This is a genomic window from Microbacterium sp. H1-D42 (assembly GCF_022637555.1).
GTDB lineage: Bacteria > Actinomycetota > Actinomycetes > Actinomycetales > Microbacteriaceae > Microbacterium.
The window spans coordinates 115,181-139,268 of the sequence record NZ_CP093342.1; the positions used below are offsets into that span (position 1 = coordinate 115,181).

A 24,088-nucleotide genomic window follows, 5' to 3' on the forward strand; every position below is an offset into this window, starting at 1 on the left:
TGCGGATGCCCGGCGTTTGGCTCCCCGGCTGCGCGTCCAGGAGCCGAACGTCGACTGCAGCGGCCCGGCGGCTCAGGGGCGACGGGTGGCCGTCACGGCGTGGGCGAGCCCGATCGTCAGCCAGAAGCCACCCAGCCAGATGAAGAGCAGAGCAAGCAGATCACCCGAGGTGAGGCCGACGATCACCACGGCCAGGCCGATGGCGGCGAGCACCCAGCCCGCTGCGCGGTACCCGATGATCATCAGCACGGCCAGCGCGAGCACCGCGAGCAGGAACGGCCAGGCCCACGCGCTGATCCCGAAGCTGGGTCCGGTGCCTTCCGAATAGTCGGCGTAGCGCCGCGGCATCCCGTAATCGAAGAGTGCTATCGACGCCGCGATCGGCAACACGGTCAGCACAGCGCCGGCGATCCGCCAGCCGATCCCGAAACCCGATCCGCGCAGCCGTGCCCACGCGATCAGTGCCGCCCAGCTGAGCATCGCAGTGGGCAGGAAGAACCCGCCGAGGGTGAACCCGCCGATCAGCACCATCGTCGTCAGGAGCACGCCGGCGACAGAGGCCGCGATCATGCGCACCCGTCGAGGCACGACCAGCGGCACGGCGGCGATCAGCGTCGGAACCAGCGCGATCAACGCCACCCACAGTCCGTTCACGGCGATGAGCGTCTGCGCCGTCTCCATGGTCGTCACTGTCCCATCGGACGACACCGTCTCGCTCGACCTCACATACGTCGGCATGATGAACGCCGCCACCACACCGGTCAGAACCGCCAGCACCACGGCTGCCCACTGCAGTACCCGCCAGGCGAATTCCGCCCTGGCATCCGAACTCGAGGTGGCCGTGCCGAACTCCTCTTCTGCCCGCTCGGCGATCTCCGCCGGGGTGCCGAGGCTCTGGGCGACTTCTTCGGGGGACCGCCCCGCTTCCTCCGCATCCGCGAAATGCGCGCGCAGGTCATCGAGTACGGCGGTGCGGTGCTCGGGGGCGATGCTGCGCAGCATCCGCTCCACCGAGTGCAGGTAGGTGTCTTCAGTGCTCATCGCGCCCTCCGAGGATGCTGTCGACTTCCGCTCCGAGCGCGCGCCACACCTCGGCGAAGGTGACGAGCTGCTCGTGGCCGGCGTCGGTGATCGTGTAGTACTTGCGGGGCCGTCCGCCGCCGACGGCCTCGGTGCGCGTCGCGACCAGCCCGCCCTCGCGCATGCGGGTCAGCAGTGGGTACAGGCTGCCCTCACCCGCGATGAGGCCGCGGGTCTGCAGATCGGATGCCAGTTCCAGGCCGTACCGCTCGGACTCGGCGAGCAGTCCGAGCACGCAGAACTCCAGCACCCCCTTGCGGAGGTTGGTGGCGATGCGCTCGGCACTTTCGGTCATGCCAGAACAGTAACCTTGCATCGCAAGTATTGCAATACAAGGATTGAATCAGTCGCGCTCTTCCCAGCCCCACTGGAGCCCCAGCGACCCAGGGCCGAACCCGCGGCGGATCGCATGCAGCGAGGTGGCGCCATCCAGCATCCGCGGTGTCACCACCTCGCCCGACGGCGTCTCCTCCACCTCTTCGATCCACGTCGGGATCGCATCGGGGTGGAATCGCGTCCACAGCAGCAGCTCGCGCGACTGCAGTGAGATGCCGTGCCCGGTGCCATCGCCCTTCGGGAAGTCCGCGGGGTACTCGGCCGACCACTCGATGACCGTCGCCTCCGGACTGGTGATCGGGCGGTCGAGCTCGAACAGGAAGCCGTGCAGAGTGCGGCTCGGATCGGTGTGTGTCGTGGCGATGCGCCCTCCGCCGAGCGCCGTGAACACGGGGCTCGCCGAAGGGGTCTCATCGGTGATCTCGACGAACGGGATCGCCGAGATCATCCCCGCCGTGCCCTGCACCACCAGGCGCGTCGTGCGCCGCAGGACGCGCTGGTCGGCACCCACGTCGGTGACCGAGTGGATGCTGAGCTCGCGCGTCGGATCAGGGTAGGTCGCGCCCATCGCGACGAACGTGTCGTGCACGCGCTGCTCGAGTGAATCCTCGTCGAAAGGGAACACCGAGGAGCCGAGTGGACCCGTCCGCATGGTGGGACCCAGCCGCTGCAGCAGCGTGCCACTGTCCAGGCCGAGCAGATCTTCGATGTCGGCCAGCGCGGCAAGCGACTGCGCCCCCTCGGGACGGCGGGCGCCGGAGCGCCAGTAGCTCAGTGTCGCCATCGACACGGCATTGCCCCGATCGGTCAGTCGCTGGTGCAGGCGGGCCAGCGTCATTCTGCGCGCGTCGATGGCTTCGCGAAGCGCGTCCGCGAACGGTGTCGTCGGTTCGGTGGGGATCCTGTCGCTCATCACAGTGGTGCTCCCGGTATGTGAAGGTCCTTCGCATAGGTTGGCACAGTTGTCGATCCCTTCTGGGGAGGGATCGACGGTGTGATCCCCCTCGGAAGGAGATCCGGCGATCGCCTGGGGAGGCCGCCGGATCTCCTTCATAGGCCCCCGGCGTAGACTGGAAGGGTCACCGATTCGAGGATCGTCATGCCTGCCTCTTCCCGTCCTTTCACTGCGCGCCACGTGCAGTTGAGCCGTGCCGTGATGGCCGCCGTCGCCGCCATCATGATCACCTTCTCGCCCGACCACTCTGCAGCGGTCGGGCTCTCGGTGTTCGGCGGCTTCGCGATCGTCACCTCGTTCGTGCTCATCCTCGCCGCGATCATCGTCTACCCGAACGGCCGACGCTGGCCGGCGGTGATGATGGGCGCCTTCACGCTGGTGCTCGGCATGGCCGCGAGCGTGCCGGCCTGGCGCTCCGACACCCTGTTCTTCGTGCTCGTGATCACCTGGGCGGCGCTGACCGGGCTGGTCGAGCTGCTCGCGGGCATCCGGTACCGCGGCACCGAGGGTGCGCGTGATGCGATCACGGTGGGTGGGCTCGGTCTTCTGCTCGCGCTGCTGATGGCCGTCATCCCCGTGGATCTCGTGCAGCACTACACGGTCGACGGCAAGGACTTCGTGCTGACCGGCATCGTCCTCGGAGTGGGGATGTTCGGCGGCTACGCAGCGCTCGTGGCCGTGTTCCTGGGCATCGCCGGTTTCACGCCGGGCGCGAAGAAGCACATCGAATCGGATGCCGGCGGCGACCGCCTGGCAGACCATGGAGGATACGCATGACCGACCCCAAGCCGACGCGACGCGAGATCCTGCGTCCGCTGCACCTCGTGGGGATCGCCCTGGCCTGCGGCATCTTCGCCATGGTCGTGACACTCGTCTCCACCGGTGCATTCACCGAGCGCGTCAACCTCTCCATCGCCAAGGGCACCTACGAGGGGCTCACCCCGCTCGGCCTCAGCCTGGTCGTCGGGGGCGGCGCCTTCATCGTCACACTGCTTGGTCTGGCGATGCTGATGCTCGCCGTCGACCCGGCCGATGTCACCAAGCGCGTCGACCGCGCGGTGCTCCTCGGACCTGACGACAAGACGTCCGCGGTCTCGAGCGCTGACGACGCCTCTTCTGAGGATGACGGCTCGGCAGCATCCGAGCAGCCGCCGGCGACCGCCTGAGCATCACCCCTCCGGCAGCGTCAGCTGCAGCAGCCGGTCATCACCTTCACGGGGGTCGCCGCGCCCGTCGGTGTTGTTCGTGAGCACCCAGAACGATCCGTGCGGGCCCGCCGCGACGTCACGCAGCCGTCCGAACTCGCCGGTGTACACCGCCCACGGCTCGCCACCGTCTGCGGCGGTGTTGAACAGCCACACGCGCTCACCGCGCAGTGACGCCAGGTAGACGACGTCATCGATCATGGCGATGCCGCTGGGGCTCGCCTCGCTCGGCTGCCACACAGCGACGGGGTCGATCGCATCGGACGCGCCGGCCATGCCCTCGTGGTCTGGCCAGCCGTAGTCGCCACCCGCCTCGATGCGATTGAGCTCGTCCCAGGTGTTCTGCCCGAACTCGCTCGCCCACAGGGTGCCGTGCGAGTCCCAGGCCAGGCCCTGCACGTTGCGGTGCCCGAGGCTGTAGACGGCGGTGCCGAACGGGTTGCCCGGTGCGGGCTCGCCCTCCGGTGTCACGCGCAGGATCTTGCCGGCGAGGGCATCCGGATCGCGTGCCTGTTCACTGCGTCCGGCGTCGCCGGTGGCGATGTACAGCATCCCGTCCGGGCCGAAGGCGATGCGGCCGCCGTTGTGATTGGATGCCCGTGGGATGCCGTCCAGCACGACCTCTGTCTTGTCGACGTCGAGGGTCAGCGCACCGGGGTCGCCCGTCAGGGGCATCCGCACCACCCGGTTGTCGTTCTCGGCGCCGTGATACGCGTACAGCCAGCGGACGTCGTCGGCCTCGTGCAGCGCCAGGCCGTGCAGGCCGGACTCGCCGCCGGAGACGACGTCGGGAACCGTGCCGATGTCGCGCTGCTCGCCGTCGGAGGTCAGCTCGATCACATGACCGTCGTCGCGCTGTGAGATGAGTGCTCCGCCACCAGGGAGCGGCAGCACCGACCATGGCGCATCGAGATCCTGCGCGAGCGTGACCGGCTCGGCGTTCGCCGTCGACGGCGGGGCGGGGTCGGCACCGCTCGGGGGTGCGGCGGCGTCCGTGCACGCGGCGAGGCCCAGCATCCCGATCAGGATCCCGATCAGGATGCCGACGGATGCTGCCCACCTGTCGCGCCGCATGTATCCAGCATGGATGTCGATTTGACGGTTGTCACGCGTGGCGGCTGATCGAGTACTTCACTGGACAGGCTCAGCGCGGTAAGGCATCATGGCAAATCAAATACGAAATTTGCAATTTGCGATTTGGTTCAAGCGACGATGCTTTGGAGGACCTCATGCTAAATCGACCAATCTCCCGCCGGCACGCACTGCAGCTGGGAGGATTCGCGGCTCTCGTGTCACTGATGCCTGACATCCTTGCCGCCCGGCCGGCAGCGGCCGCCGCGAGCTCCCGGTCGCGCTCGATCGCGGCCGGTGCGATTCCGCGGCCGGTTCTCTCGCCGCACGCTCTGTGGTACGGCACCCCGGCGGGCTCATGGGAGCGTCAGGCACTGCCGATCGGCAACGCACGTCTCGGGGCGATGCTGTTCGGCAACCCCGACGCCGACCGCATCCAGTTCAATGAGCAGAGTCTGTGGGGTGGACTGAACGACTACGACAACGCCCTCGCAGGCAGGCCTGACAGCGCATATGACACTGGCGTCACAGGGTTCGGGTCGTACCGTGACTTCGGTCAGGTGGACGTGACCTTCGCCGCGGGCAACACGGTCACTGCGCCAGGCGGGCCGTACGAGACATCCGCAGTTCAGCGGTTCGACAAGACTTTCGACGGTGACACCAACTCGAAATGGTGCATCGTGACTCCACCCGCTGAGGTTGTCTGGCAGGTCGAATTGGCCGCGCCGACGGTGGTCAGCGGGTACACGCTGACCAGCGCGGAGGACGTGCCCGCGCGTGACCCGCAGGACTGGAGCGTGCAGGGCTCGAGCGATGGCACCACGTGGACGACCTTGGATTCCCGTACGGGCCCGCCGTTCGAGAATCGTCGTCAGGCGAAGTCGTTCGCGTTCTCGAACGCCACCGCGTTCAGCTTCTACCGATTCGTGTTCGCGCCCAAGGTCGGCGTAAGTCATTTCCAGGTCTCCGAGATCGCCCTCGACGGCGTCGAGCTCGGATCTTCCGACGCCACGTACGTATCGTCGCCGAGTGGACACAGCGACTCGCTGGTGGGATCTGTCGATCGTGATGCCGGCACCGTGTGGGAGGTGTCGGATGCCCGCGGCGGCGCGATCTGGCAGTTGGAGCTCACTTCAAAGCGTGCGCTGAACGGTTACACACTCACCGGTGCGGACGGTGCAGGGCCGCGGGACTGGACGATCTCCGGCTCGACGGACGGCCTGACGTGGAACGAACTCGATCAGCGCGGGGGACAGAAGCTCACTGCCGGAGTCGCGACAGCGTTCACCTTCACGAACACCACGGCATTCACCCAGTATCGGATCACGTTCACGGCTTCTGCCGAGTTTCAGCTTTCGGGCGTTGCGTTCAGCGGCACTGGATACAAATCGGCGGACCACCCCTACGTGGTCGACTATCGTCGAGCTCTGGATATCGCCGATGGTGTCCACAGCACGCACTTCGCGACGGCGCGCGGCACGGTGCTGCGCGAGGCATTTGCGAGCCGTGGCGCGGACGTGATCGTGGTGCGATACACGACAGACACCCCAGGTGCGCTGACCGCTGACATCCGAATGGTCTCGAAACAGGACGCGAGCACGACGGCGGACGCTGATGCGCGTCGCCTGACGTTCGCGGGCACCATGGCCAATGACCTCAGTTACGCCGCCACACTGCAGGTCGCTGACACCGACGGCCAGGTCTCGGCGTCCGCCACCGGCATCCTGGTCAGCGGCGCCACCGCGATCACGCTGCTTCTCGACGCGCGCACCGACTACCTGATGGATGCGGACAAGGGCTGGCGGGGTGCGGCCCCGGCGTCCGGTATCGAGAAGGCGCTGACTGCCGCGTCCGCCCGCTCGTACGACGAGCTGCGCGCAGCGCACGTCGACAGTGTTGCCGAGATGATGAGTCGTGCCAGTGTCGACTGGGGGACGACTCCGGACGCCGTCCTCGCCCTGCCTATGCCGACGCGCCTAGCGCGCTACGGAGGGGGCGAGTCCGACCCGACGCTCGAGCAGACGCTGTACGCATACGGCAGGTACCTGCTGCTGAGCTCGTCGAAGCCGGGCGGGCTGCCGGCCAACCTGCAGGGGCTGTGGAACAACAGCAATCAGCCGCCGTGGGCGGCGGATTATCACACGAACATCAACATCCAGATGAACTACTGGGCGGCCGAGACCACGAATCTGCCAGAAGCCCATGAAGCTCTCACCTCATTCATCGAGCAGGTGGCGGTGCCGAGTCGTGTAGCCACGCGCAATGCGTTCGGTGCCGACGTGCGTGGTTGGACGGCACGCACCTCGCAGAGCATCTTCGGTGGCAACTCGTGGGAGTGGAACACGGTCGCATCGGCCTGGTACGCGCAGCACCTCTACGAGCACTGGGCGTTCACGCAGGACAGGAAGTACCTGCGCGATCTCGCCTACCCGCTGATCAAGGAGATCTGCTGGTTCTGGGAGGACCGCCTCAAAGAACTGCCAGACGGCACCCTCGTGTCACCCAATGGCTGGTCCCCCGAACATGGTCCTCGTGAAGACGGGGTGATGTATGACCAGCAGATCATCTGGGACCTGTTCCAGAACTACCTCGACTGCGCCCGTGCCCTCGACGTCGACGAGGAGTACCAGGCGACGGTCGCCGACATGCAGGTGCGACTCGCCCCCAACAAGATCGGCCGGTGGGGGCAACTGCAGGAATGGCAGACTGACCGCGACGATCCGAAGAACATCCACCGGCATACCTCGCACCTGTTCGCCGTCTATCCTGGTCGCCAGATCACGACCGAGGATGAGGATTTCGCCGCCGCCGCTCTCGTCTCACTGAAGGCCCGCTGCGGCGAGAAGGAGGGGGAGCCGTTCACCCCAGCCACCGTCACGGGTGACAGCCGAGGATCGTGGACATGGCCATGGCGCACAGCTGTGTTCGCCCGGCTGGGCGACGCGGAGCGCGCCGCTGTCATGCTGCGGGGATTGCTGACGTTCAACACGTTCTCGAACCTCTGGTCCTACGTGGGCGTGTATCAGATCGACGGCAATCTGGGCATCAGTGCGGCTATCGCCGAGATGCTGCTGCAGAGTCATGACGATGCCATCCGCCTGCTGCCCGCGGTGCCGCAGGAATGGGGCGTGCGCGGGTCGTTCACGGGGCTGCGCGCTCGCGGCGGCTATTCGGTGAGCGCCGAGTGGCGCGACGGCAAGGTCGTCTCGTATGACGTCGTCGCCGACCGGGCACCCAACATGAGCAACGTCGTCGTGGTGGTCAACGGGCAGCGCCGCAAGGTGAAGCCCGCGAACCCCAAGGCCGGCAAGCCCATGCGCGACCTGGGTCCCGCGAAGTAGCGCCGCGCGTCCGCGCGTCGCCGAGTGCACGGGAAACTGACGAGTGCACGGCCTCTTCACGTGAACAGGCCGTGCACTCGGCGAGGTGTCGTGCTCTCGACGCGGACGCGGACGCCGACGCCGGACGCGGGACGCCAGGCGCCAGACGCCAGACGCCGGGTTACTTTGCGAGCTGCTCGGCGATGCCGGTGTAGGTCGCGGGGGTCAGGGCCAGCAGGCGCTGTTTCGCAGCATCCCCGATCTCGAGACCCTGCACGAACTCCGCCAGCTCGGCGCCGCCGACGCGGTGACCGCGGGTGAGCTCTTTCAGCAGCGCGTACGGGTCGGAGATGTTCGAGCGGCCGGCGACGACCTCGGCGCGGATGACCGTCTGGATCGCCTCGGCCAGAACCTCCCAGTTGTGGTCGAGGTCATCGAGCAGCACGCCGCGTGAGAGCGAGATCTCGTTCAGGCCGCGGCGCAGGTTGTCGAGCGCGAGCAGCGAGTGCCCGAGGGCGACGCCGATGTTGCGCTGCGTGGTCGAGTCGGTCAGGTCGCGCTGCAGGCGGCTGGTGACCAGCGTCTGCGACAGGGAGCCGAGCAGCGCCGCCGAGAGCTCGAGGTTCGCCTCGGCGTTCTCGAAACGGATCGGGTTGATCTTGTGTGGCATGGTCGACGATCCGGTCGCACCGGCGACGGGGATCTGCGCGAAGTAGCCGAGCGAGATGTACGTCCAGATGTCGGTCGCGAGGTTGTGCAGGATGCCACCGGCGTGACGGATCCGGTCATACAGCTCGACCTGCCAGTCGTGCGACTCGATCTGCGTGGTGAGCACGTTGAAGTCGATGCCCATGCCCTCGATGTACTCGCGCGACAGCTGCGCCCAGTCGACATCGGGGTCGGCCGACAGGTGCGCCGACCAGGTGCCGGTCGCACCAGAGAACTTCGCCAGGTACTCCGAGCCCGCGATCTGCGCGCGCACGCGCTCGAGGCGCCATGCGAAGACGGCGATCTCCTTGCCCATGGTGGACGGGGTGGCGGGCTGGCCGTGCGTGCGGGAGAGCATCGCGGCATCCGCATGCTCCACGGCAAGCTCCCGCAGCTTCGCGATCACGCCATCCAGCGCCGGCAGCCAGACTCCCTCGACGGCGCGCTTGACGGTGAGGGCGTACGAGGCGGAGTTGATGTCCTCGCTGGTGCAGGCGAAGTGGGTGAGCTCGGCGATCGAGTCGAGACCCAGCGCGGAGAGCCGGTCGCGCACGAGGTACTCGACGGCCTTCACATCGTGACGGGTGACGGCCTCCTTGGCGGCGAGCCAGTCGATCTCGGCCTGGCCGAAGTCGCGGTACAGCGCCCGAAGGCGCTGCTTGTCAGCATCCGACAGCGGCGAAGTCTCGAACAGCGAGCGGTCGGTGAGGGCGATCAGCCACTCCACCTCGACCTCGACGCGGGCGCGGTTCAGGCCCGCCTCGGAGAGGTAGTCGGCGAGGCCGGAGACGGCGGCCTGGTAGCGGCCGTCGAGGGGGCTCAGCGGCTGGGTCGGAAGCGAGGGCAGAGAAGTCAGAGGAGTTCCTCCTGCTCGGGGCCCCGCATCGCGCGGGGCGACGAATGGGATGCCCGCACAGCCGGTTCGAGCTGGCTGAAGAGTCCGCGGGTCGCAGTCTCAATCATAGCGAGCACCGAATCGAACATCTCGGGGCCGGCGTAGTACGGATCGGGCACATCCATGCTCGAGGCGTGCGCGTCGAACGCCCGAAGCAGGATCACCTTGCCCTCGTCGTCGTCGGTGCGCGCCCAGGCGCGCAGAATGCGCTCATGGGTGCGGTCGAGAGCGACGATCAGGTCGTTCTCGGCGAAGGATGCTGCGCTGAACTGCTTCGCGCGGTGCAGCGATCCGTCGAACCCCCGGCGGGTGAGGGCGTCGATCGTGCGTTCGTCGGCGCGCTCGCCCACGTGCCAGTCGCCCGTGCCGGCGCTGCTCGAGACTACGTGCGCATCAAGCCCGTGTCGCGCCGAGAGCGCACGCAGCACCACCTCGGCCATCGGCGACCGGCAGATGTTGCCCGTGCAGACGAAGATGACGCGGAAGGGATCCGAGTCGGTCATCGCTCTATTCTGCCCGGATCGGGGCTTGTCCCCAATGATCGGCGCGGGGAAGTTGTCCACAGGTCGTGCGAACAGCGCGAAGTCGGATGCTGCCAGACGCGCACTCTGAAGGCATGTACACCATCGCGCATGCCTCCCCTCCTGCTGCTGACGGACTCTGGGCCGCGTTCGCCGCTCTGCGCCTGCTGGAGGAAGCCGAAGACCGGCTGGCGAGCGCCGAGGGCGTCGGTGCGGGGCTGGTCGCCGACTCGGCGTGGCGCAGTGACGGGGCCGGAGCGCGGGCGCTGCGCGGGGCGCTCGCCGAACTGCACCGCGGGCTGATGGGCGAGGTCGTCGCCGTGCAGGAGCAGCAGGGGATCGTCAGGGCGGGGATCCGCTGATGAGCGACGACCTGAACATCACCTCTGGTGGGGCGATCTCGGTCGACTCGTCGATGGTGCGCGAGATCGGACGACGCCTCGGTCAGGTGAGCGCCCACCTGGAGGACGCCTCGCATCTGGTGCGGCGCGCGGGCGCGACATGCGCGCAGGTCCCGGCGCTCGCCGCGACTGTCGGCACCGGAGCGATGGTGGCATGCGCGCAGCGGTTGGCGAGCATGGCAGACGAGACCCGCAGCGATGTGCACGGCGTCGAGGTGATGGCCGACACCTTCGAGCTGGTCGAGCTGCGCAACGAGCAGGCAGCCCTCAGCGTGCACCGGCCGAGCGAAGCGATGGCGCTGCAGGGCCGCATCGATGCGCTGCTGGCCGGCGACGCTGACCTCGAGAAGCGCGCCGACATGCTGATCGCCGGGTGGGAGGAGCGGCGGTTCGACGGCACGAAGGATCAGCCGCTGGATGGCGTGTTCGACGTGCTGCTCGGTCCGTGGGGTGCGGGCACGGTCGGCGCCGGGCTGATGGTGATGGCGCGGGCCGCCGCGCACGGTCGCGGCCTGCTGCCGTTCGACACCGTGTTGAAGGGGACCCCACCGCCGGTGCGGGTCGCCCCGGTCGCGAAGGGCGTGACCACCCCGGTCTCAGGGGTCAAGGATTCGCTCTCGCGCATCCCCGCGGGCAAGGAGGGACAGGTCGTCGTCGAGAAGTACACGATGGGAGACGGCTCGCGTCGGTTCGTGGCCTACGTCGACGGCACCCGGGCGATCGTCCCTGGCACTGAAGATCCGTGGGACATGGGCTCGAATTGGGACATGTACATCGATCGCGACCAGGCCGCGTCGCAGGTCGCGATAGAGAAGGCACTGGAAGCGGCCGGAGCGAACCCGGGAGATCGGGTCGGGTTCGTGGGTTACTCCCAGGGTGCCGCTGCTGCGAGCTTCACCGCGATGGAGGGCACCTACGACGTGGACGTCGTGATCACTGCCGGCAATCCTGTCGAACCGTCACTCGCCGCCGACCAGACGCTCGTCGAGCTGCGGCACCAGGGGGATCCGATCTCGAACCTGTCCGGCGGCGGAAGCGTCGGTGGGACCGGTTCGACAGGGAGCTTCACGGCGCGCGCCGAGGTGGATTCCGTGTCACCGCTTGGGCCGCACCGACTCGAGGAGTATCTCGACACCGCGGGGCAGGTGGACTCCTCGGGCGACCCGAGGGTGACCGATCTGCAGGAGTCCTTCTTCGCCGAGCTCGGTCAGGCGGCCAAGGTCGAGACGACCGAGTTCCTGGCCGAGCGACCCTGAGCCTCAGTCGTGCCGCTGCTTCTTCTGGGGGCGCAGGATCGCACCGAAGATCGCGTTGATGATCGAGATGATGACGGCCGCGACGACGCCCCACCAGAACGACTCGACCGTCAGGCCCCAGCCGAATCCGCTGGTGATCCAGGCGGTCAGCCACAGCAGGAAGCCGTTGATGAGGAACGAGATCAGCCCGAGCGTGAGGATGTACAGCGGGATCGCGACGATCTTGATCACGGTGCCGATGATGGTGTTCACCAGCGCGAAGATCGCGGCGACGGCGAGCAGCGTCAGCACGACCTGCAGAGTCTCACCGGGGGAGAACGGGCGGATGCTGACCTCGAGCACGGGGATGAGTGTGACAACCCAGATGGCGAAGGCATTGACGACGACGCGGACGATGAATCGCATCCGTCGATCCTGCCACGGTTGACTGGTGATGTCAGGGGGTGAACTGGCGCAGAATCTGCGACGGTTCGATCCGTCAGGGTTCAGCGTGGATGCCGGCAGCGATCACGTGCGCGAGTTCATCGACGGTCACCAAGCCCTGAGCGGCGCTTAGGACCAGCTCGAAGGCATCGTCGTCGCTGAAGTTGAGTTCGAATCCATTCAGTCTGAGAAAGATGAGCGTCAGTACCAGGGACAGCCGTTTGTTGCCGTCGAACAGAGGGTGGTTCTGAGACAGCGAACTCAGCAGCGCCGCCGCCTTCTGCTCGATCGTGGCGTACGCATCTGTTCCGAACATGCTGGCGGCTGGGCGTGCCAACGCTGAGAACAGCAGTCCTTCGTCGCGTACATGCAGACCCAGCTTCTCGACGACGGCGATCGCCTGTGCTGGCTCGATGTACTCGACCATCACGCGTCTTCGAGGCGTGTCATCACGTCGGCGTACCGTTCGGTGATCTCGTCCGCGAGCGTCAGCACGCGGGCGGTCTTCGCCTCAGTGCTGGCGAAGCGCTCGGCGGCTTCGATCAGCACCGCATGCTTCGAAATGTGCCGCGAGCGCGCAATCGCCTCGAGCTTCGCGTCGAGCTCCTCGGGGATCCGCACGGTCATGGCCATACCAGAATGGTACCACCGGCGATCCGTCTCGGCTCCATAGACTGATCCCGTGACCGAGCCGATCCTGCCCCGCATCCGTCCCGAGATCGCCGCGCTGCCGCCCTACCGGCAGGGCAAGCAGGCGGGACCGGACGCGTTCAAGCTGTCCAGCAACGAGAACCCGTTCGATCCACTGCCCTCGGTGCTCGAGACGCTGGCGCACACGACGCCGATGAACCGGTACCCGGATGCCACTGCCGGCGCGCTGCGCGCCCGCCTGGGGGAGAAGTACGGCGTCGAACCCGACGCAGTGCACATCGGCACCGGAAGCGTGTCGATCCTCTACCAGCTCGTGCTGGCCACAGCATCCGTCGGCGACGAGGTCATCTACGCCTGGCGCTCGTTCGAGGCGTACCCCGGCCTGCCGCTGGTCGCCGGCGCGACGGGCGTGCAGGTGCCGCTCACCGACGGCGCGCGGCACGATCTCGATGCGATGGCGGATGCTGTCACCGTCCGCACCCGTGCGATCATCGTCTGCACGCCGAACAACCCGACCGGTCCTGTCGTCACCAGTGCGGAGTTCGCCGGTTTCGTCGCGCGCGTCCCGAGCGACGTGCTGATCATCCTCGATGAGGCCTACGCCGAGTTCGTGACCGCTCAGGACGCAGTCGACGGTCTTGCGGAGCGCGTCTACGAACAGCATCCGAACGTCGTCGTGCTGCGCACCTTCTCGAAGGCCTTCGGCCTCGCGGGCCTTCGGGTCGGCTACGCCATCGGCAACCCGCGTGTGCTCGACGCCGCGCGCACGACCGCGATCCCGCTGTCGGTGACCAGCGCCGCCGAACGCGCCGCGATCGCCAGCCTCGACGCCGAGGACGAGCTGCTCGCCCGCGTCGCCGTCATCGTCGAGCGCCGCACCCGTCTCGTCGCTGGCCTCCGCGAACAGGGCTGGGACGTGCCCGACGCCCAGGCGAACTTCATCTGGCTGCCGACCGGCGATGGCACGGATGCTGCCGCTGCGGCATTCGTCGCCGCCGACCTCATCGTCCGGCCGTTCTCCGGCGATGGCATCCGCATCTCGGTCGGAGAAGAGGAGTCGATCGCTCGCGTGCTGGAGGTTGCAGCGACCCTGCGGTGACTCATGCGCGGCCCGATCCTCGGGGCTGCTCGGCTGATTCCGACGTGTGATCGGGGAGCGGACTCGTCGGGTCGGTCGGCATCTGACTGTGCGCTGCCGGTGAATGGTGGCCGGCTGCGCGATACGCGAACCCCGCACGGCGGCGGTCGATGACGACCGCAGAGGTCGCGGCGAGAAACACCAACTGGGTGAGCGTTCGCCACAGCAACTCGTCGTACCAGGGCAGCGGTGCGTCAGACAGGGCGAGCGCGATGTTCGCCGGGAACACGCCGATCAGCAGCAGGGTGAGTCCAGCCGCGGACAGGCCTGCGAGTCGCGGAATCAGCAGACCTATCGCGCCGGCCAGTTCCACGAGGCCGGTCGCCGTGACGGCGAGTTCGGGGGTGGGGACGAAGTCGGGCACCATCGCGATCAGCTCTTCCCGCATGCCGATGAAGTGCGAGACCCCGGTCAGTGCGAACATCGCGGCGAGCCCGCCGCGCAGCGCCGTCGGAAAGTGGCGCAGCGCCTGTGCGCCGAGAGCGCCGAGCAGCCACAGGAGGGCTGTGACCGCCACGAGCATGATCAGTGGTTCCATGACGGCCCCTCAGTCCAACGCGTTGATGCCGGCGCCGATCACGCTGATCCCGACCGTGATCAGAGAGACGGCGAGCACGACGACGCCGACCCACAGGAGCGCGATGACCCGGCTGGGCTGCTTCGGGTCGCGACCTAGAACGGAGAGGAAGAATCCCGCGGGGATGAGCAGCGCACTGGCGAGCACACCGACGGCGCCCCACCGCCACACTCCGATCACGCCGACGGCATCCTGGAGCAGCAGGCTGACCAGACCGAGGATGATGAGCACTCCCGCATGCGCGTGCCCCGCTCGGAAGAACGTCTTCTGCAGGCCGTTGAATGGAAGTCCTCCTGTTGCGATTCGCAGCAGGAAGGTGCCGCCGGACATCACGCCGACGACGGTGAGGATCGTCGCTCCGGCGACGATAGCGAGGATCGGGTCCATATCTTGCTCCTTAAGATAGTGAAAGTATCTAATCACATTAGACAGTTAAGCTATCCGAAAGTCCAGGGGCTCAAGGAGGCCGTGAATGCGCATCTCGGAACTGGCCGAACGCAGTGGCCTGACGATCGCCACTCTCAAGTTCTACATTCGCGAAGGCATGCTCCAGCGGGGGGAGGCGACCTCGGCGACCCGTGCCGAGTACGGCGACGATCATCTCGCCCGGGTGCAGCTCATCTCTGCGCTGGCCGACGTTCGGGGCCTGCCGCTCACCAAGGTCAAGCAGATCCTGGCACTGATCGATGATCCCGATCCTGACCCGGTCGTGGTGCTCGGCAGGGCGATCGGGGCGCTTCCTCCCTACGTGCAGGGGGACCGCGCAGAATTTCCCCGCGCTCAGGCGGCGATCGAGTCGCTCGGGCTGACCTACGATCCCGCGTTCACCGCCGTGCCTCAGCTCGAAGACGCCATCCGGGCGCTCGAGCACGCGAATCTCGACGCCGGCCCGGACACCCTGCGCCGCTATGCGGATGCGATGTGCACCGTCGCCGTCGACGAGATCGCCCCCCTCTCTGAGATGTCCCTCGAGGAGGCGATCTCGTACTCAGTGCTCGGGACCGCTCTGTACGAGCCGCTCATGCTCGCGTTGCGGCGCCTAGCGCACCAGCACCTGCTCGCCGACGGCCTTCCTCCTCGGGTGACCTGAGTGTGATGCGCAGAATGGGGCTGTTAGTAAGTAGTTAGTTACTACTACGATGCAGGCATGCGAGATGAGAAGCGAAGCGCGGCAGAACGCCGGACGCAGGCAGTAGCCGAGGGGCTCAGTGCGTTCGCCGACCACGGCCTCACGACCGCGGCGATTGCGCAGGTGGCCGAGCGGATCGGCGTCTCCCAGCCCTACGTCTTTCGCCTCTTCGGGTCCAAACAGGCGTTCTTCCTAGCGTGTATCGATGAACTGCCCGATCGCATCACCGGGATGTTCCTGCAGGCCGCGCAGGGCGCCGATGACCCCATGGAGGAGATGGGCGCCGGCTTCCGCGTGCTGGTCTCGGACGGTGTCATCAGCGGCTTCTGGTTGCAGGCCTGCGCTGCAGCTCGCGCCGATGACGAGATCGCCCGCAGATGCAGGGGCGTGATCTCGCGTGCGCTGCGCGTCGCTCAGGACAGCACCGGCGCTGACGCCGACGGGCTGGCCGCCTTCTTCGGCAGGGGAGCTCTCGTGATGATGCTGCAGACCCTCGGAGTCGATCTCGGCGAGGGCAGCCAAGCGGCGGTCGCAGCGCTGGCAGAAGAAGGGCGCCGATCATGAATCCATTGCTGATGCCCTTGGTGGCTGTGCAAGGACGCCGGGCCCGTTCTCAGATCGAGGTGCTTCCCGAAGCGGGGGGTCCCACCACCGGACGCACCAATGATGGCGTCGGGGAGGGCTTGCGCGTGATCGTGGTGGGCGAGTCGACCGCAGCCGGCTGCGGAGCCGCAACGCATGAGGAAGCGTTCGCCGGCGAGTTCGCCCGAGCGCTCAGCGGACGCCGCGACAAGCCAGTGCAGTGGACGGTGCAAGGGCGCCATGGTGCGACCATTCGGCGGGTGCGATATCGGATGCTGCCTGACCTGGACACCCCCGTCGACGTGGCCGTTCTGCTCATCGGCGTCAACGATGTGCTCACCCGCACTCCGGTCGCACAATGGGGCGATGATCTCGCGGCCGTCGTCGAAGCCCTGGACGCTGCGGCTGAGCGCACGGTCGTCGCGGGCATCCCCCCGTTCGACGCGTTTCCCGCTCTGCCCCGCGCGCTTCGCACTTACCTCAGTGAGCGCGGTCGCGCGCTCGATGCCGCCGCGCAAGAGGTCTGCGCGGCCGGTCGCGGTGTTTCGTGGCTGAGTTCGGCCGACATCGCAGATGCGGACGCCACGTTCTTCGCACGGGATGGCTTCCATCCGTCGCCTGCGGGGTATCGGCGCTGGGCGAATGACGTCGCGCTGGCTGTCGCCGGGTGAACTGAGTGGAGTCGGCGGCGGCAGTTGGCCATGCTCCCTGAGCACCGGCCACCGTCATCAGCGGTCAGTCGGTCTCCGAGTTGCCGTCCGGTGCCGGCGTCGTGGCATACGTCAGGGTCTCCGGGAGACCTCGTGACACGGGGTGAACCTGGCCGAAGCCGCGCACGTCGTGGTTCCAGCCCTCCATGCCCTCGCGCGCTCTGGTCGCATACCACTCCGTCAGGTGATGGTGCAGCTCAACGCGGAGCTCCGCCTGCGAGCGGTCATCGATGAGGTTGTGCTGTTCAGCGGGGTCATTCTCGCGATCGGCCGACGCGCGCCACCGGTCGGACGGAATCTCGACGCCGGCCAGTTCGCACACCGTCGAGTGCAGTGTGGTGGCGCAGACCTTGCCCCAGAAGCCGTGATGCCCGCAGCTGAACTCGTTGTCTGAGAGGAACGGCACGACAGTGTCGTCGCGGACGCCGACCAGGGCAACCCGCTGCTGGGGGGCTGATGCGGGAGAGGAGTGGGCTGGAAGCCGCTTGGTCGCATCTCCGGACACTTACAAGGGCCCCCGAATTATGCGTGAGGCGGCATGCCGCCGTCGGTAGCGTGGACGCGTGACCTCGACCGAAACACCCCTCGTTCGCGTTCTGGAAGCCGATGGGCGATACGCCCCGAGCGCCGCCGCCGAGCAGTACCTGCCCCTCATCGACGCGCTGTCGGATGCTGAACTCGAGCAGTTCTACCGAGATATGGTCGTCATCCGCGCCATCGACACCCAGGCCACCAACCTGCAGCGTCAGGGCCAGCTGGCGCTGTGGCCTCCGAGCCGCGGACAGGAGGCGGCGCAGGTCGGATCCGCGTACGCGGCACGCAGACAGGACACGCTCTTCCCGTCTTATCGCGAACATGCGGTCACCCGCATCCGAGGCGTCGACCCGGTCGACATCCTCAGCGTGATGCGCGGCAACACACACGGCGGCTGGAACCCCCTCGACCCGAAGAACGGCAACACCCGCATCTACACGCTCGTGCTCGGTTCGCAGACGCTGCACGCGGCCGGCTTCGGCATGGGCCTCGTCTTCGACGGCAAGACCGGCACCGGCGATGTCGAGCGCGACGAGGCTGTCGTCGTCTACTACGGTGACGGCGCCTCCAGCCAGGGCGATGTGCACGAGGCGATGGTGTTCGCCGCCAGCTACAACGCGCCTGTGCTGTTCTTCCTGCAGAACAACCACTGGGCGATCTCAGTGCCGGTCGAGACCCAGACGAAGGTGCCCCTGGTCACCCGCGGCGCCGGCTACGGCATCCCCTCGGTGCGCGTCGACGGCAACGACGTGCTCGCAAGCTACGCCGTCTCGCGGGCGCAGCTCGACGAGGCACGCTCTGGGGGCGGGCCTCGGGCGATCGAGGCGGTCACCTACCGCATGGGCGCGCACACGACGAGCGACGACCCCACCAAATACCGCGGCAGCGACGAGGAGCAGTCCTGGGCGCAGCGCGACCCGATCGCGCGCATGCGCGCGTTCCTCGAGGGCCGAGGGGCGGCAGCATCCGTCTTCGACGACGTCGAGACCGAGGCGGCGGATGCCGCTGAGGATCTCCGCGCGCGCACCGTCGCACTCACAGCCCCAGGCCGTGAGCTGATGTTCGACCACGTCTACAGCGAGCCGCATCCGCTCATCGACGAGCAGAAGGCGTGGCTGGAACAGTACGAAGCCTCGTTCGAGGGAGGGGCGAACCGATGACCATCGAGACTGTGCCGATGTCGAAGGCACTCAATGCCGGCCTGCGCAAGGCCCTCGAGGACGACCCCCGCGTGCTGCTGATGGGCGAGGACATCGGTCCGCTCGGCGGGGTCTTCCGCGTCACCGAGCACCTGCACCGCGACTTCGGCTCGCAGCGCGTGCTCGACACCCCGCTGGCCGAGTCCGGCATCGTCGGCACGGCGATCGGCCTCGCCATGGCGGGCTTCCGCCCGGTCTGCGAGATCCAGTTCGACGGCTTCGTATTCCCCGCATTCGACCAGATCACCTCGCAGCTGGCGAAGATGACCAACCGTCACGAGGGCGCCCTGTCGATGCCGATCGTGATCCGCATCCCCTACGGCGGGCACATCGGAGCCGTCGAGCACCACCAGGAGAGCCCGGAGACGTACTTCGCGCACACCCCGGGGCTGCGCGTCGTCTCGCCGTCGACTCCGAACGACGCGTACTGGATGATCCAGGAGGCGATCCGCTCGAACGACCCGGTGATCTTCCTCGAGCCCAAGAGCCGGTACTGGCCCAAGGGCGAGGTCGATCTGTCAGCATCCGCCGCCCCGCTGCACGCATCGCGCATCGTACGCCGCGGCAGCGATGTGACCCTCGTCGGACACGGCGCGATGGTGACCACCCTGCTGCAGGCGGCTGCGATCGCCGAGGGCGAGGGCACCAGCTGCGAGGTCGTCGACGTGCGCTCGCTCTCGCCGGTGGACTACGGCCCCATCCTCGACTCGGTGCGATCCACAGGGCGAATGGTCCACGCACAGGAGGCGCCCGGATTCAACGGCCTCGGTGGCGAGATCGCCGCGACGGTCATGGAGCGCGCGTTCTACTCGCTCGAGGCGCCAGTGCTTCGGGTCTCGGGCTTCGACACGCCCTTCCCGCCCGCGAAGCTCGAGGGCGTCTACCTTCCCGATGCCGACCGCATCCTCGAAGCCGTCGACCGCTCGCTCGCCTACTGACGTCGACCCGGCCGCAACTCCGGAAAAACTGCCGAAAATCGCACAGAATGGCCGCCAGGCCCGGAATCATCGCCGAATCTCCGGAGTTGCGGCAACCGAAAGGACTCGCCATGACCACTCAGACCTTCACCCTTCCCGACGTCGGCGAGGGCCTCACTGAAGCCGAGCTCGTCGCCTGGAAGGTGGCGCCAGGCGACACCGTGGCGATCAACGACGTGATCTGCGAGATCGAGACGGCGAAATCACTCGTCGAGCTGCCATCGCCGCACGCCGGCACAGTCGGCGAGCTGCTCGTGGCCGAGGGCGTCACCGTCGAGGTCGGTGCGCCGATCATCACTTTCTTGTCGGATGCTGTCGCTGCAGCGCCCTCGGCACCCGCTGAGCCCGCTCCGGAGGAGGGCGGTGGGTCGGTGCTGGTCGGCTACGGCACCGGCGGTGGCGCCTCGTCACGCCGACGCAAGCCGGCCGAGCGACCGGTGCGCTCGTCGGTGGGAGTGATCGCGAAGCCCCCGATCCGCAAGCTCGCCCGCGACCTGAACGTCGACCTGACCGAGGTGACCGCAACTGGCGCCGACGGCGAGATCACGCGCGACGACGTGGTGAAGCACGCTTCGCAGGCGAGTGTCTTCCGCAACATCGAGACCCCGGAGTGGGGGACAGTGCGCGAGGAGACCATTCCGGCGCCTGCGCCGGAGCCGGTGGGGCTGGCCCGTGGCATCCAGCCGTCCTCGCCGGAGGCGACCGACGGGCGCAGCGAGTCGATCCCGGTCAAAGGCGTGCGCAAGGCGACGTCATCGGCCATGGTGCGCAGCGCGTACTCGGCCCCGCACGTCACGGTCTGGAAGGAGGTCGACGCGAGCCGCACGATGGAACTCGTCGGTCGGCTGAAGGCCTCACCGGACTTCACCGACATCCGGGTGTCGCCCCTGCTGATCATGGCCCGCGCGGTCATCTGGGCAGCCCGCCGCACGCCGATGGTGAACGCGGCCTGGGTCGACACCGAGGACGGTGCCGAGATCGTCGTGCGCCACTATGTGAACCTCGGCATCGCCGCGGCCACGCCGCGCGGTCTGCTGGTGCCGAACATCAAGGACGCCCAGGATCTCAGCCTGAAGGACCTCGCTCGCGCCTTGAACCGGTTGACCCTCACAGCCCGCGAGGGCAAGACCAGCCCGGCCGACCAGCAGGGCGGCACCATCACGATCACCAACATCGGCGTGTTCGGGATGGACGCCGGCACCCCGATCATCAACCCCGGCGAGTCGGGCATCATCGCCATGGGCACGATCGCCCAGAAGCCGTGGGTCGTCGACGGCGAGGTGCGCCCCCGATGGGTGACGACTGTCGCCGGTTCGTTCGACCACCGAGTGCTCGACGGCGACGCCATGAGCCGCTTCGTCGCCGACGTGGCCGCCGTGCTGGAGGAGCCCGCGCTGCTGGTGGACTGAGTGCTTCACCGCAAAGGGGACCGGTAGAACGACAATGGTCCGCTCCCAAAGGAGCGGACCATTGTCTCGGATCAGCGGGAGCGGCCGCCGAGCGGTGCGCGGGCTGCGTAGACGCCGCCGTTCGACTCGAACGAGACGGCCAGAACCGGCGAAGCCGTCGTACCGGTCAGACTGTCCCCGGTGCCGCGAGACGAGGTGCGTGCACCGAATCGCAACTCTGTACGGCCGGATTGCACGTTCGCTTCGGCGCTGCCGATGACCTGGCTTCCGTCCCAGAGGTAGACCCGCGCCGTACCCGACCGGGGCGTTTGCAGCGAGACGCTCACGATCCCAGCGGAGATCGACGACTTCAGCACCTTGAGCTGATGGCTCGTCGGCATGAAGCCGCCTAGGGGCACAGAATCGGCCGCTGACTGCAGAATCGACTGAGGCGACGTGACCGAGCGGGCTGCCGTGTCTGGCAGCGTCGGCGCCTTGGGTTGAGCCCCCTTGTCCTGGACGCCGTCGAGCGTGAGGATGCCCCACCGCCATGGATCGGCTCGCATGCCGGGGAACGTCGACCAGCCGACACGGGTCTGGGCAGCCTTGTTCTGCGTGTCGGAATCGTTGATGACCACGTTGAATCCGATGTGCGACGGGTCGACATTGTCGGGCAGGACGCCGAAGGGGATCTTGACCTCCATGTCGTACCCGGCGTACGCCTCTGCCGTGGCAGCCATCTTCACCGCGACCTGCATTCCGGGTGCGGTGATCGCAGCCTCACCCTGCCAGTTGTCACGGTCGCGGCCCACGCCGGGCGCGCCGGTCATGGAGTCCATCGATGGCATGATTCCGGCGATGAACGTGTGGGCGGTGTTCGGGGCAGTGCCGCGCGGATCGAAATAGATCTCGACGGCGTCCGTCCGCCGCTGACGCTTGTTGTCAGATGCCGGCAGGATCGTGCCCCGCACATCGTCGACGACAGACAGGAACAGGTAGAAGTTCGCGTCGTCGTGCGTGATCCAGGTCTGCGCGCTGATCGACGGGTTCGTGCCGCCCATCGGGCTGCCGTCCCACACCGTGACCACTGGAATCGGATCGCCGGGGTACTCCCCGTCGCGGCGGATCCCGTCTATGGCGGGGGCCGTGCCTGCGCGCTGCACCGCGTATGTCGGGACGAGGTTCATCGTGACGTCGCGCTCCGCAGTGCCCGACTCGCTGGTCGCGGTGATGGTGACGGGCCAATTGCCCTTGTTCGACGCCCGGTTCGCGGTTGGGATCGATGTATCCACGTTGGTCACGTCGAACGTGAGCGTGGCGGTCTTTCCCGCGGCGAGTCCCGCGTACTGCTGGGATGCGGATGCCGAGAAACCAGCCGGCAGGGTGAGCGCGACCGATCCGGAGCGGCTCTGGGACGAGAAGTTCTCCACGACGATCTCAAGGGCCTTGGTGCGCCCCTGTCCCAGCGGGAACAGCTCGGGGACGAGCACATCGAGATGCTTCATTCCGAGGCCTGCGGTCCAGTCGCGGAACGCTTGAATCTCTTCAAGCGGACGGATCGTGGCCTCGACCGCACCTGCGACGCGAAGCTGAGCAAAGGTCGTGCCCTTCGCTGAGCCCGCTGCGAGCGTGGCCTCCACGCGGGCCTGCGTGCCGACAGCGGCGTCGCCCGCGGCGGTGACCTGAACACTCACCCGGTGCGATCGACCCTTGTTCAAGGACGGGACCGTGACGGCTCCAGTCGCGGACCAGCCCGAGGGGACCGCAAGCGTCAGCCGGCCCGCGGGCAGCTTCGCGTCCGAGGGGGCGGTGACGATGACCTCGACGGGGACGCTCTCCCCGGCGACGACTTCGAAGCGCCCTGGCCGCACATCGATCAGCGTTCCGAGCGGCAGCCCGCCCTGGATCGGCAGCGCAGCACCGCGCAGCGCCGCGTCGCCACCCGACTTCGCGTCGACGATCGGTGTGCGCGAGTGGATGACGGTGAACCACGAGTTGGAGATCTTGGCGGGATCGGTCGTGCCTGGGGCGAACTCACCCCAGCCCTGGGTGACGTAGGCCCAACGCGCCTGGTCGAGCATCTGCGACCAGCGCTTGCCGTTGCGCACGCTCATCGTGCCGTTCCAGCATCCGAACACGACATCGGACGACACGGTCGGCGTGTAGCCCGCAGCGACGCCGCCCTCGCCGGCTGCGCCGGAGCCGTTCGCGCCCGAGCGCAGGATGCGACGCGGCTGCCATGGGCGGAAGCCTTCGGCGAAGTGCTCGGGGTAGCGGCTTTCGTCGCCGGCGGCCAGGTAGGCCTCGACCGCGAACATCGCCGCCTGCTGGTGATTGCCGTGATTGCCCTCAACGGCAGAGGGATTCATCGTGATGATGACGTCAGGACGCGTGGCACGCACGACGCGCACGATGCGGTTGAGCACGGCATTGCCGTCCCAGACCTGGTGCGAAAGCGGTGCGCTTGCCGTGTAGTAGAAGTCGAGTCCGTCGAGATTGAACACGTTCTCGATGCCGGCGTAGCCAACAGCCTTGCGCTCTTCGGCCTCGCGCAGCATCCCCAGAGGGGGCCCCTCTTCGAGACCCACAGCGTTTCCGCCACCTTCTCCGCGGGTGACGGTGATGACGCCGGCCTTCATATCGTGGAACTCGTTCCACTGGCCCAGAACGCCGAGGTTGCCGGCCTCATCATCGGGGTGGGCGCCGATGAAGAGCACGTTCAGCTTGACGGCGCCGCCCGGTGCGGCCAGCGCCTGTTCGGCGGGAGTGAGGCCGGACACCTGCAGGCCGGCGACCGCAGCGGCGACGCCGAACGCACCGCCCGCCTTGAACAGATTTCGGCGAGTCAGCGAATATCCGGAAGGGGATTGAAGATCATCCATGAGGGGACCAGCCTTTCGTCCTGGCGCACAGCGATGTCGCGCCCGAACCTATGAGGAGACAGGGAGTCAACACTTATTTGCTAGACAGAAATAAGTGTTGACCCCAATTCCATCGGTGCTTCACGGTGGCGTCAACGGCGAAAAATAAGT

General features: G+C 67.4%; 25 protein-coding genes. 12 read left to right on the forward strand and 13 right to left on the reverse strand.

Going from position 1 to position 24,088, the window contains the following annotated elements; all coding sequences use genetic code 11:
• Positions 1 to 72: 72 nt before the first annotated feature.
• From MNR00_RS00580 to MNR00_RS00590, 3 genes are read right to left on the reverse strand one after another with little or no spacing between them, the layout of a single operon-like run.
• Positions 73 to 1,041: a DUF1700 domain-containing protein gene (locus MNR00_RS00580; RefSeq protein WP_241927232.1), complete on the reverse strand. Its 969-nt coding sequence runs from the start codon at positions 1,039 to 1,041 to the stop codon at positions 73 to 75.
• Positions 1,031 to 1,375, reverse strand: a complete 345-nt coding sequence (locus MNR00_RS00585) for a PadR family transcriptional regulator (protein ID WP_241927233.1) — start codon at positions 1,373 to 1,375, stop codon at positions 1,031 to 1,033. The genes MNR00_RS00580 and MNR00_RS00585 overlap by 11 nt, the downstream gene beginning before the upstream one ends.
• 48 nt (positions 1,376 to 1,423) lie before the next feature.
• Positions 1,424 to 2,329 (reverse strand): hypothetical protein, encoded by a 906-nt coding sequence (locus tag MNR00_RS00590; protein ID WP_241927234.1) that lies wholly within the window; start codon positions 2,327 to 2,329, stop codon positions 1,424 to 1,426.
• A gap of 186 nt (positions 2,330 to 2,515) precedes the next feature.
• Between MNR00_RS00590 and MNR00_RS00595 the strand changes: the two genes are divergently transcribed.
• Together MNR00_RS00595 and MNR00_RS00600 are read left to right on the forward strand one after the other, a co-directional pair.
• On the forward strand, positions 2,516 to 3,148 hold the full coding sequence (locus MNR00_RS00595; RefSeq protein WP_241927235.1) for an acyl-CoA synthetase: 633 nt from the start codon (positions 2,516 to 2,518) through the stop codon (positions 3,146 to 3,148).
• A complete protein-coding gene (locus MNR00_RS00600) occupies positions 3,145 to 3,537 on the forward strand; it encodes a hypothetical protein (RefSeq protein ID WP_241927236.1) in 393 nt (130 codons plus the stop codon). Before MNR00_RS00595 ends, MNR00_RS00600 begins: the two co-directional genes overlap by 4 nt.
• Before the next feature lie 3 nt (positions 3,538 to 3,540).
• On the opposite strand, the gene MNR00_RS00605 is transcribed toward MNR00_RS00600, so the two are convergent.
• A complete protein-coding gene (locus MNR00_RS00605; RefSeq protein ID WP_241927237.1) occupies positions 3,541 to 4,650 on the reverse strand; it encodes a PQQ-dependent sugar dehydrogenase in 1,110 nt (369 codons plus the stop codon).
• Between the two features lie 224 nt (positions 4,651 to 4,874).
• Between MNR00_RS00605 and MNR00_RS00610 the strand changes: the two genes are divergently transcribed.
• Positions 4,875 to 7,988: a glycoside hydrolase N-terminal domain-containing protein gene (locus tag MNR00_RS00610; RefSeq protein ID WP_241927238.1), complete on the forward strand. Its 3,114-nt coding sequence runs from the start codon at positions 4,875 to 4,877 to the stop codon at positions 7,986 to 7,988.
• 160 nt (positions 7,989 to 8,148) lie between these two features.
• Here MNR00_RS00610 and purB read toward each other — a convergent pair whose 3' ends face one another.
• Complete coding sequence (gene purB, locus MNR00_RS00615; RefSeq protein ID WP_241928888.1) at positions 8,149 to 9,522, reverse strand: adenylosuccinate lyase; 1,374 nt, start codon at positions 9,520 to 9,522, stop codon at positions 8,149 to 8,151.
• Between the two features lie 5 nt (positions 9,523 to 9,527).
• A complete protein-coding gene (locus tag MNR00_RS00620) occupies positions 9,528 to 10,073 on the reverse strand; it encodes a low molecular weight protein-tyrosine-phosphatase (RefSeq protein ID WP_241927239.1) in 546 nt (181 codons plus the stop codon).
• Positions 10,074 to 10,186: 113 nt separating this feature from the next.
• Here MNR00_RS00620 and MNR00_RS00625 point away from each other — a divergent pair, with 113 nt between their 5' ends.
• Positions 10,187 to 10,453, forward strand: coding sequence for a hypothetical protein (locus MNR00_RS00625; RefSeq protein ID WP_241927240.1), 267 nt, complete (start codon positions 10,187 to 10,189; stop codon positions 10,451 to 10,453).
• Positions 10,453 to 11,748, forward strand: a complete 1,296-nt coding sequence (locus MNR00_RS00630) for a hypothetical protein (RefSeq protein ID WP_241927241.1) — start codon at positions 10,453 to 10,455, stop codon at positions 11,746 to 11,748. Before MNR00_RS00625 ends, MNR00_RS00630 begins: the two co-directional genes overlap by 1 nt.
• A gap of 3 nt (positions 11,749 to 11,751) precedes the next feature.
• Here MNR00_RS00630 and MNR00_RS00635 read toward each other — a convergent pair whose 3' ends face one another.
• The 3 genes from MNR00_RS00635 to MNR00_RS00645 form a co-directional block, all read right to left on the reverse strand.
• Entirely contained in the window at positions 11,752 to 12,153 is a 402-nt protein-coding gene (locus MNR00_RS00635) for a phage holin family protein (protein ID WP_241927242.1), read from the reverse strand.
• A 73-nt stretch (positions 12,154 to 12,226) separates the two neighbouring features.
• On the reverse strand, positions 12,227 to 12,598 hold the full coding sequence (locus MNR00_RS00640; RefSeq protein WP_241927243.1) for a type II toxin-antitoxin system death-on-curing family toxin: 372 nt from the start codon (positions 12,596 to 12,598) through the stop codon (positions 12,227 to 12,229).
• Complete coding sequence (locus tag MNR00_RS00645) at positions 12,598 to 12,804, reverse strand: ribbon-helix-helix protein, CopG family (protein ID WP_241927244.1); 207 nt, start codon at positions 12,802 to 12,804, stop codon at positions 12,598 to 12,600. The genes MNR00_RS00640 and MNR00_RS00645 overlap by 1 nt, the downstream gene beginning before the upstream one ends.
• A gap of 49 nt (positions 12,805 to 12,853) precedes the next feature.
• On the opposite strand from MNR00_RS00645, the gene MNR00_RS00650 reads away from it, so the two are divergent.
• Positions 12,854 to 13,921, forward strand: a complete 1,068-nt coding sequence (locus tag MNR00_RS00650) for a histidinol-phosphate transaminase (RefSeq protein WP_241927245.1) — start codon at positions 12,854 to 12,856, stop codon at positions 13,919 to 13,921.
• Position 13,922: 1 nt separating this feature from the next.
• On the opposite strand, the gene MNR00_RS00655 is transcribed toward MNR00_RS00650, so the two are convergent.
• Both MNR00_RS00655 and MNR00_RS00660 read right to left on the reverse strand, forming a co-directional pair.
• Positions 13,923 to 14,498 (reverse strand): DoxX family protein, encoded by a 576-nt coding sequence (locus tag MNR00_RS00655; RefSeq protein WP_241927246.1) that lies wholly within the window; start codon positions 14,496 to 14,498, stop codon positions 13,923 to 13,925.
• 9 nt (positions 14,499 to 14,507) lie between these two features.
• On the reverse strand, positions 14,508 to 14,924 hold the full coding sequence (locus MNR00_RS00660; RefSeq protein ID WP_241927247.1) for a hypothetical protein: 417 nt from the start codon (positions 14,922 to 14,924) through the stop codon (positions 14,508 to 14,510).
• A gap of 85 nt (positions 14,925 to 15,009) precedes the next feature.
• On the opposite strand from MNR00_RS00660, the gene MNR00_RS00665 reads away from it, so the two are divergent.
• The 3 genes from MNR00_RS00665 to MNR00_RS00675 are packed head-to-tail and all read left to right on the forward strand — an operon-like array spanning position 15,010 to position 16,919.
• Complete coding sequence (locus MNR00_RS00665) at positions 15,010 to 15,627, forward strand: MerR family transcriptional regulator (RefSeq protein ID WP_241927248.1); 618 nt, start codon at positions 15,010 to 15,012, stop codon at positions 15,625 to 15,627.
• 57 nt (positions 15,628 to 15,684) lie between these two features.
• Positions 15,685 to 16,230, forward strand: a complete 546-nt coding sequence (locus MNR00_RS00670; protein WP_241927249.1) for a TetR/AcrR family transcriptional regulator — start codon at positions 15,685 to 15,687, stop codon at positions 16,228 to 16,230.
• On the forward strand, positions 16,227 to 16,919 hold the full coding sequence (locus MNR00_RS00675; RefSeq protein WP_241927250.1) for an SGNH/GDSL hydrolase family protein: 693 nt from the start codon (positions 16,227 to 16,229) through the stop codon (positions 16,917 to 16,919). Before MNR00_RS00670 ends, MNR00_RS00675 begins: the two co-directional genes overlap by 4 nt.
• Before the next feature lie 64 nt (positions 16,920 to 16,983).
• Here the strand turns inward: MNR00_RS00675 and MNR00_RS00680 are convergent, their stop codons facing one another.
• The gene (locus MNR00_RS00680; RefSeq protein ID WP_241927251.1) at positions 16,984 to 17,364 is read right to left on the reverse strand and encodes a hypothetical protein; all 381 of its coding nucleotides are present in this window, start codon (positions 17,362 to 17,364) and stop codon (positions 16,984 to 16,986) included.
• Between the two features lie 157 nt (positions 17,365 to 17,521).
• On the opposite strand from MNR00_RS00680, the gene MNR00_RS00685 reads away from it, so the two are divergent.
• The 3 genes from MNR00_RS00685 (at position 17,522) to MNR00_RS00695 (ending at position 21,077) form a co-directional block, all read left to right on the forward strand.
• On the forward strand, positions 17,522 to 18,652 hold the full coding sequence (locus MNR00_RS00685; protein ID WP_241927252.1) for a thiamine pyrophosphate-dependent dehydrogenase E1 component subunit alpha: 1,131 nt from the start codon (positions 17,522 to 17,524) through the stop codon (positions 18,650 to 18,652).
• Positions 18,649 to 19,629 carry an alpha-ketoacid dehydrogenase subunit beta gene (locus MNR00_RS00690; protein ID WP_241927253.1) on the forward strand — a complete coding sequence of 327 codons (981 nt, stop codon included), beginning with the start codon at positions 18,649 to 18,651 and terminating at the stop codon, positions 19,627 to 19,629. The genes MNR00_RS00685 and MNR00_RS00690 overlap by 4 nt, the downstream gene beginning before the upstream one ends.
• A 110-nt stretch (positions 19,630 to 19,739) precedes the next feature.
• Positions 19,740 to 21,077 carry a dihydrolipoamide acetyltransferase family protein gene (locus MNR00_RS00695; protein ID WP_241927254.1) on the forward strand — a complete coding sequence of 446 codons (1,338 nt, stop codon included), beginning with the start codon at positions 19,740 to 19,742 and terminating at the stop codon, positions 21,075 to 21,077.
• 71 nt (positions 21,078 to 21,148) lie between these two features.
• Here MNR00_RS00695 and MNR00_RS00700 read toward each other — a convergent pair whose 3' ends face one another.
• Positions 21,149 to 23,938: a PIG-L family deacetylase gene (locus MNR00_RS00700; RefSeq protein WP_241927255.1), complete on the reverse strand. Its 2,790-nt coding sequence runs from the start codon at positions 23,936 to 23,938 to the stop codon at positions 21,149 to 21,151.
• Positions 23,939 to 24,088 lie beyond the last annotated feature (150 nt).

Coding starts and splice junctions, on each gene's coding strand:
- MNR00_RS00675 (WP_241927250.1), top strand. CDS start 16,227: ATGAATCCATTGCTGATGCCCTTGGTGGCTGTGCAAGGACGCCGGGCC.
- MNR00_RS00610 (WP_241927238.1), top strand. CDS start 4,875: ATGCCTGACATCCTTGCCGCCCGGCCGGCAGCGGCCGCCGCGAGCTCC.
- MNR00_RS00585 (WP_241927233.1), bottom strand. CDS start 1,375: ATGACCGAAAGTGCCGAGCGCATCGCCACCAACCTCCGCAAGGGGGTG.
- MNR00_RS00660 (WP_241927247.1), bottom strand. CDS start 14,924: ATGGACCCGATCCTCGCTATCGTCGCCGGAGCGACGATCCTCACCGTC.
- MNR00_RS00635 (WP_241927242.1), bottom strand. CDS start 12,153: ATGCGATTCATCGTCCGCGTCGTCGTCAATGCCTTCGCCATCTGGGTT.
- MNR00_RS00620 (WP_241927239.1), bottom strand. CDS start 10,073: ATGACCGACTCGGATCCCTTCCGCGTCATCTTCGTCTGCACGGGCAAC.
- MNR00_RS00695 (WP_241927254.1), top strand. CDS start 19,740: ATGACCACTCAGACCTTCACCCTTCCCGACGTCGGCGAGGGCCTCACT.
- MNR00_RS00595 (WP_241927235.1), top strand. CDS start 2,516: ATGCCTGCCTCTTCCCGTCCTTTCACTGCGCGCCACGTGCAGTTGAGC.
- MNR00_RS00580 (WP_241927232.1), bottom strand. CDS start 1,041: ATGAGCACTGAAGACACCTACCTGCACTCGGTGGAGCGGATGCTGCGC.
- MNR00_RS00605 (WP_241927237.1), bottom strand. CDS start 4,650: ATGCGGCGCGACAGGTGGGCAGCATCCGTCGGCATCCTGATCGGGATC.
- MNR00_RS00700 (WP_241927255.1), bottom strand. CDS start 23,938: ATGGATGATCTTCAATCCCCTTCCGGATATTCGCTGACTCGCCGAAAT.
- MNR00_RS00600 (WP_241927236.1), top strand. CDS start 3,145: ATGACCGACCCCAAGCCGACGCGACGCGAGATCCTGCGTCCGCTGCAC.
- MNR00_RS00690 (WP_241927253.1), top strand. CDS start 18,649: ATGACCATCGAGACTGTGCCGATGTCGAAGGCACTCAATGCCGGCCTG.
- MNR00_RS00645 (WP_241927244.1), bottom strand. CDS start 12,804: ATGGCCATGACCGTGCGGATCCCCGAGGAGCTCGACGCGAAGCTCGAG.
- MNR00_RS00655 (WP_241927246.1), bottom strand. CDS start 14,498: ATGGAACCACTGATCATGCTCGTGGCGGTCACAGCCCTCCTGTGGCTG.
- MNR00_RS00670 (WP_241927249.1), top strand. CDS start 15,685: ATGCGAGATGAGAAGCGAAGCGCGGCAGAACGCCGGACGCAGGCAGTA.
- MNR00_RS00590 (WP_241927234.1), bottom strand. CDS start 2,329: ATGAGCGACAGGATCCCCACCGAACCGACGACACCGTTCGCGGACGCG.
- MNR00_RS00625 (WP_241927240.1), top strand. CDS start 10,187: ATGTACACCATCGCGCATGCCTCCCCTCCTGCTGCTGACGGACTCTGG.
- MNR00_RS00640 (WP_241927243.1), bottom strand. CDS start 12,598: ATGGTCGAGTACATCGAGCCAGCACAGGCGATCGCCGTCGTCGAGAAG.
- MNR00_RS00665 (WP_241927248.1), top strand. CDS start 15,010: ATGCGCATCTCGGAACTGGCCGAACGCAGTGGCCTGACGATCGCCACT.
- MNR00_RS00630 (WP_241927241.1), top strand. CDS start 10,453: ATGAGCGACGACCTGAACATCACCTCTGGTGGGGCGATCTCGGTCGAC.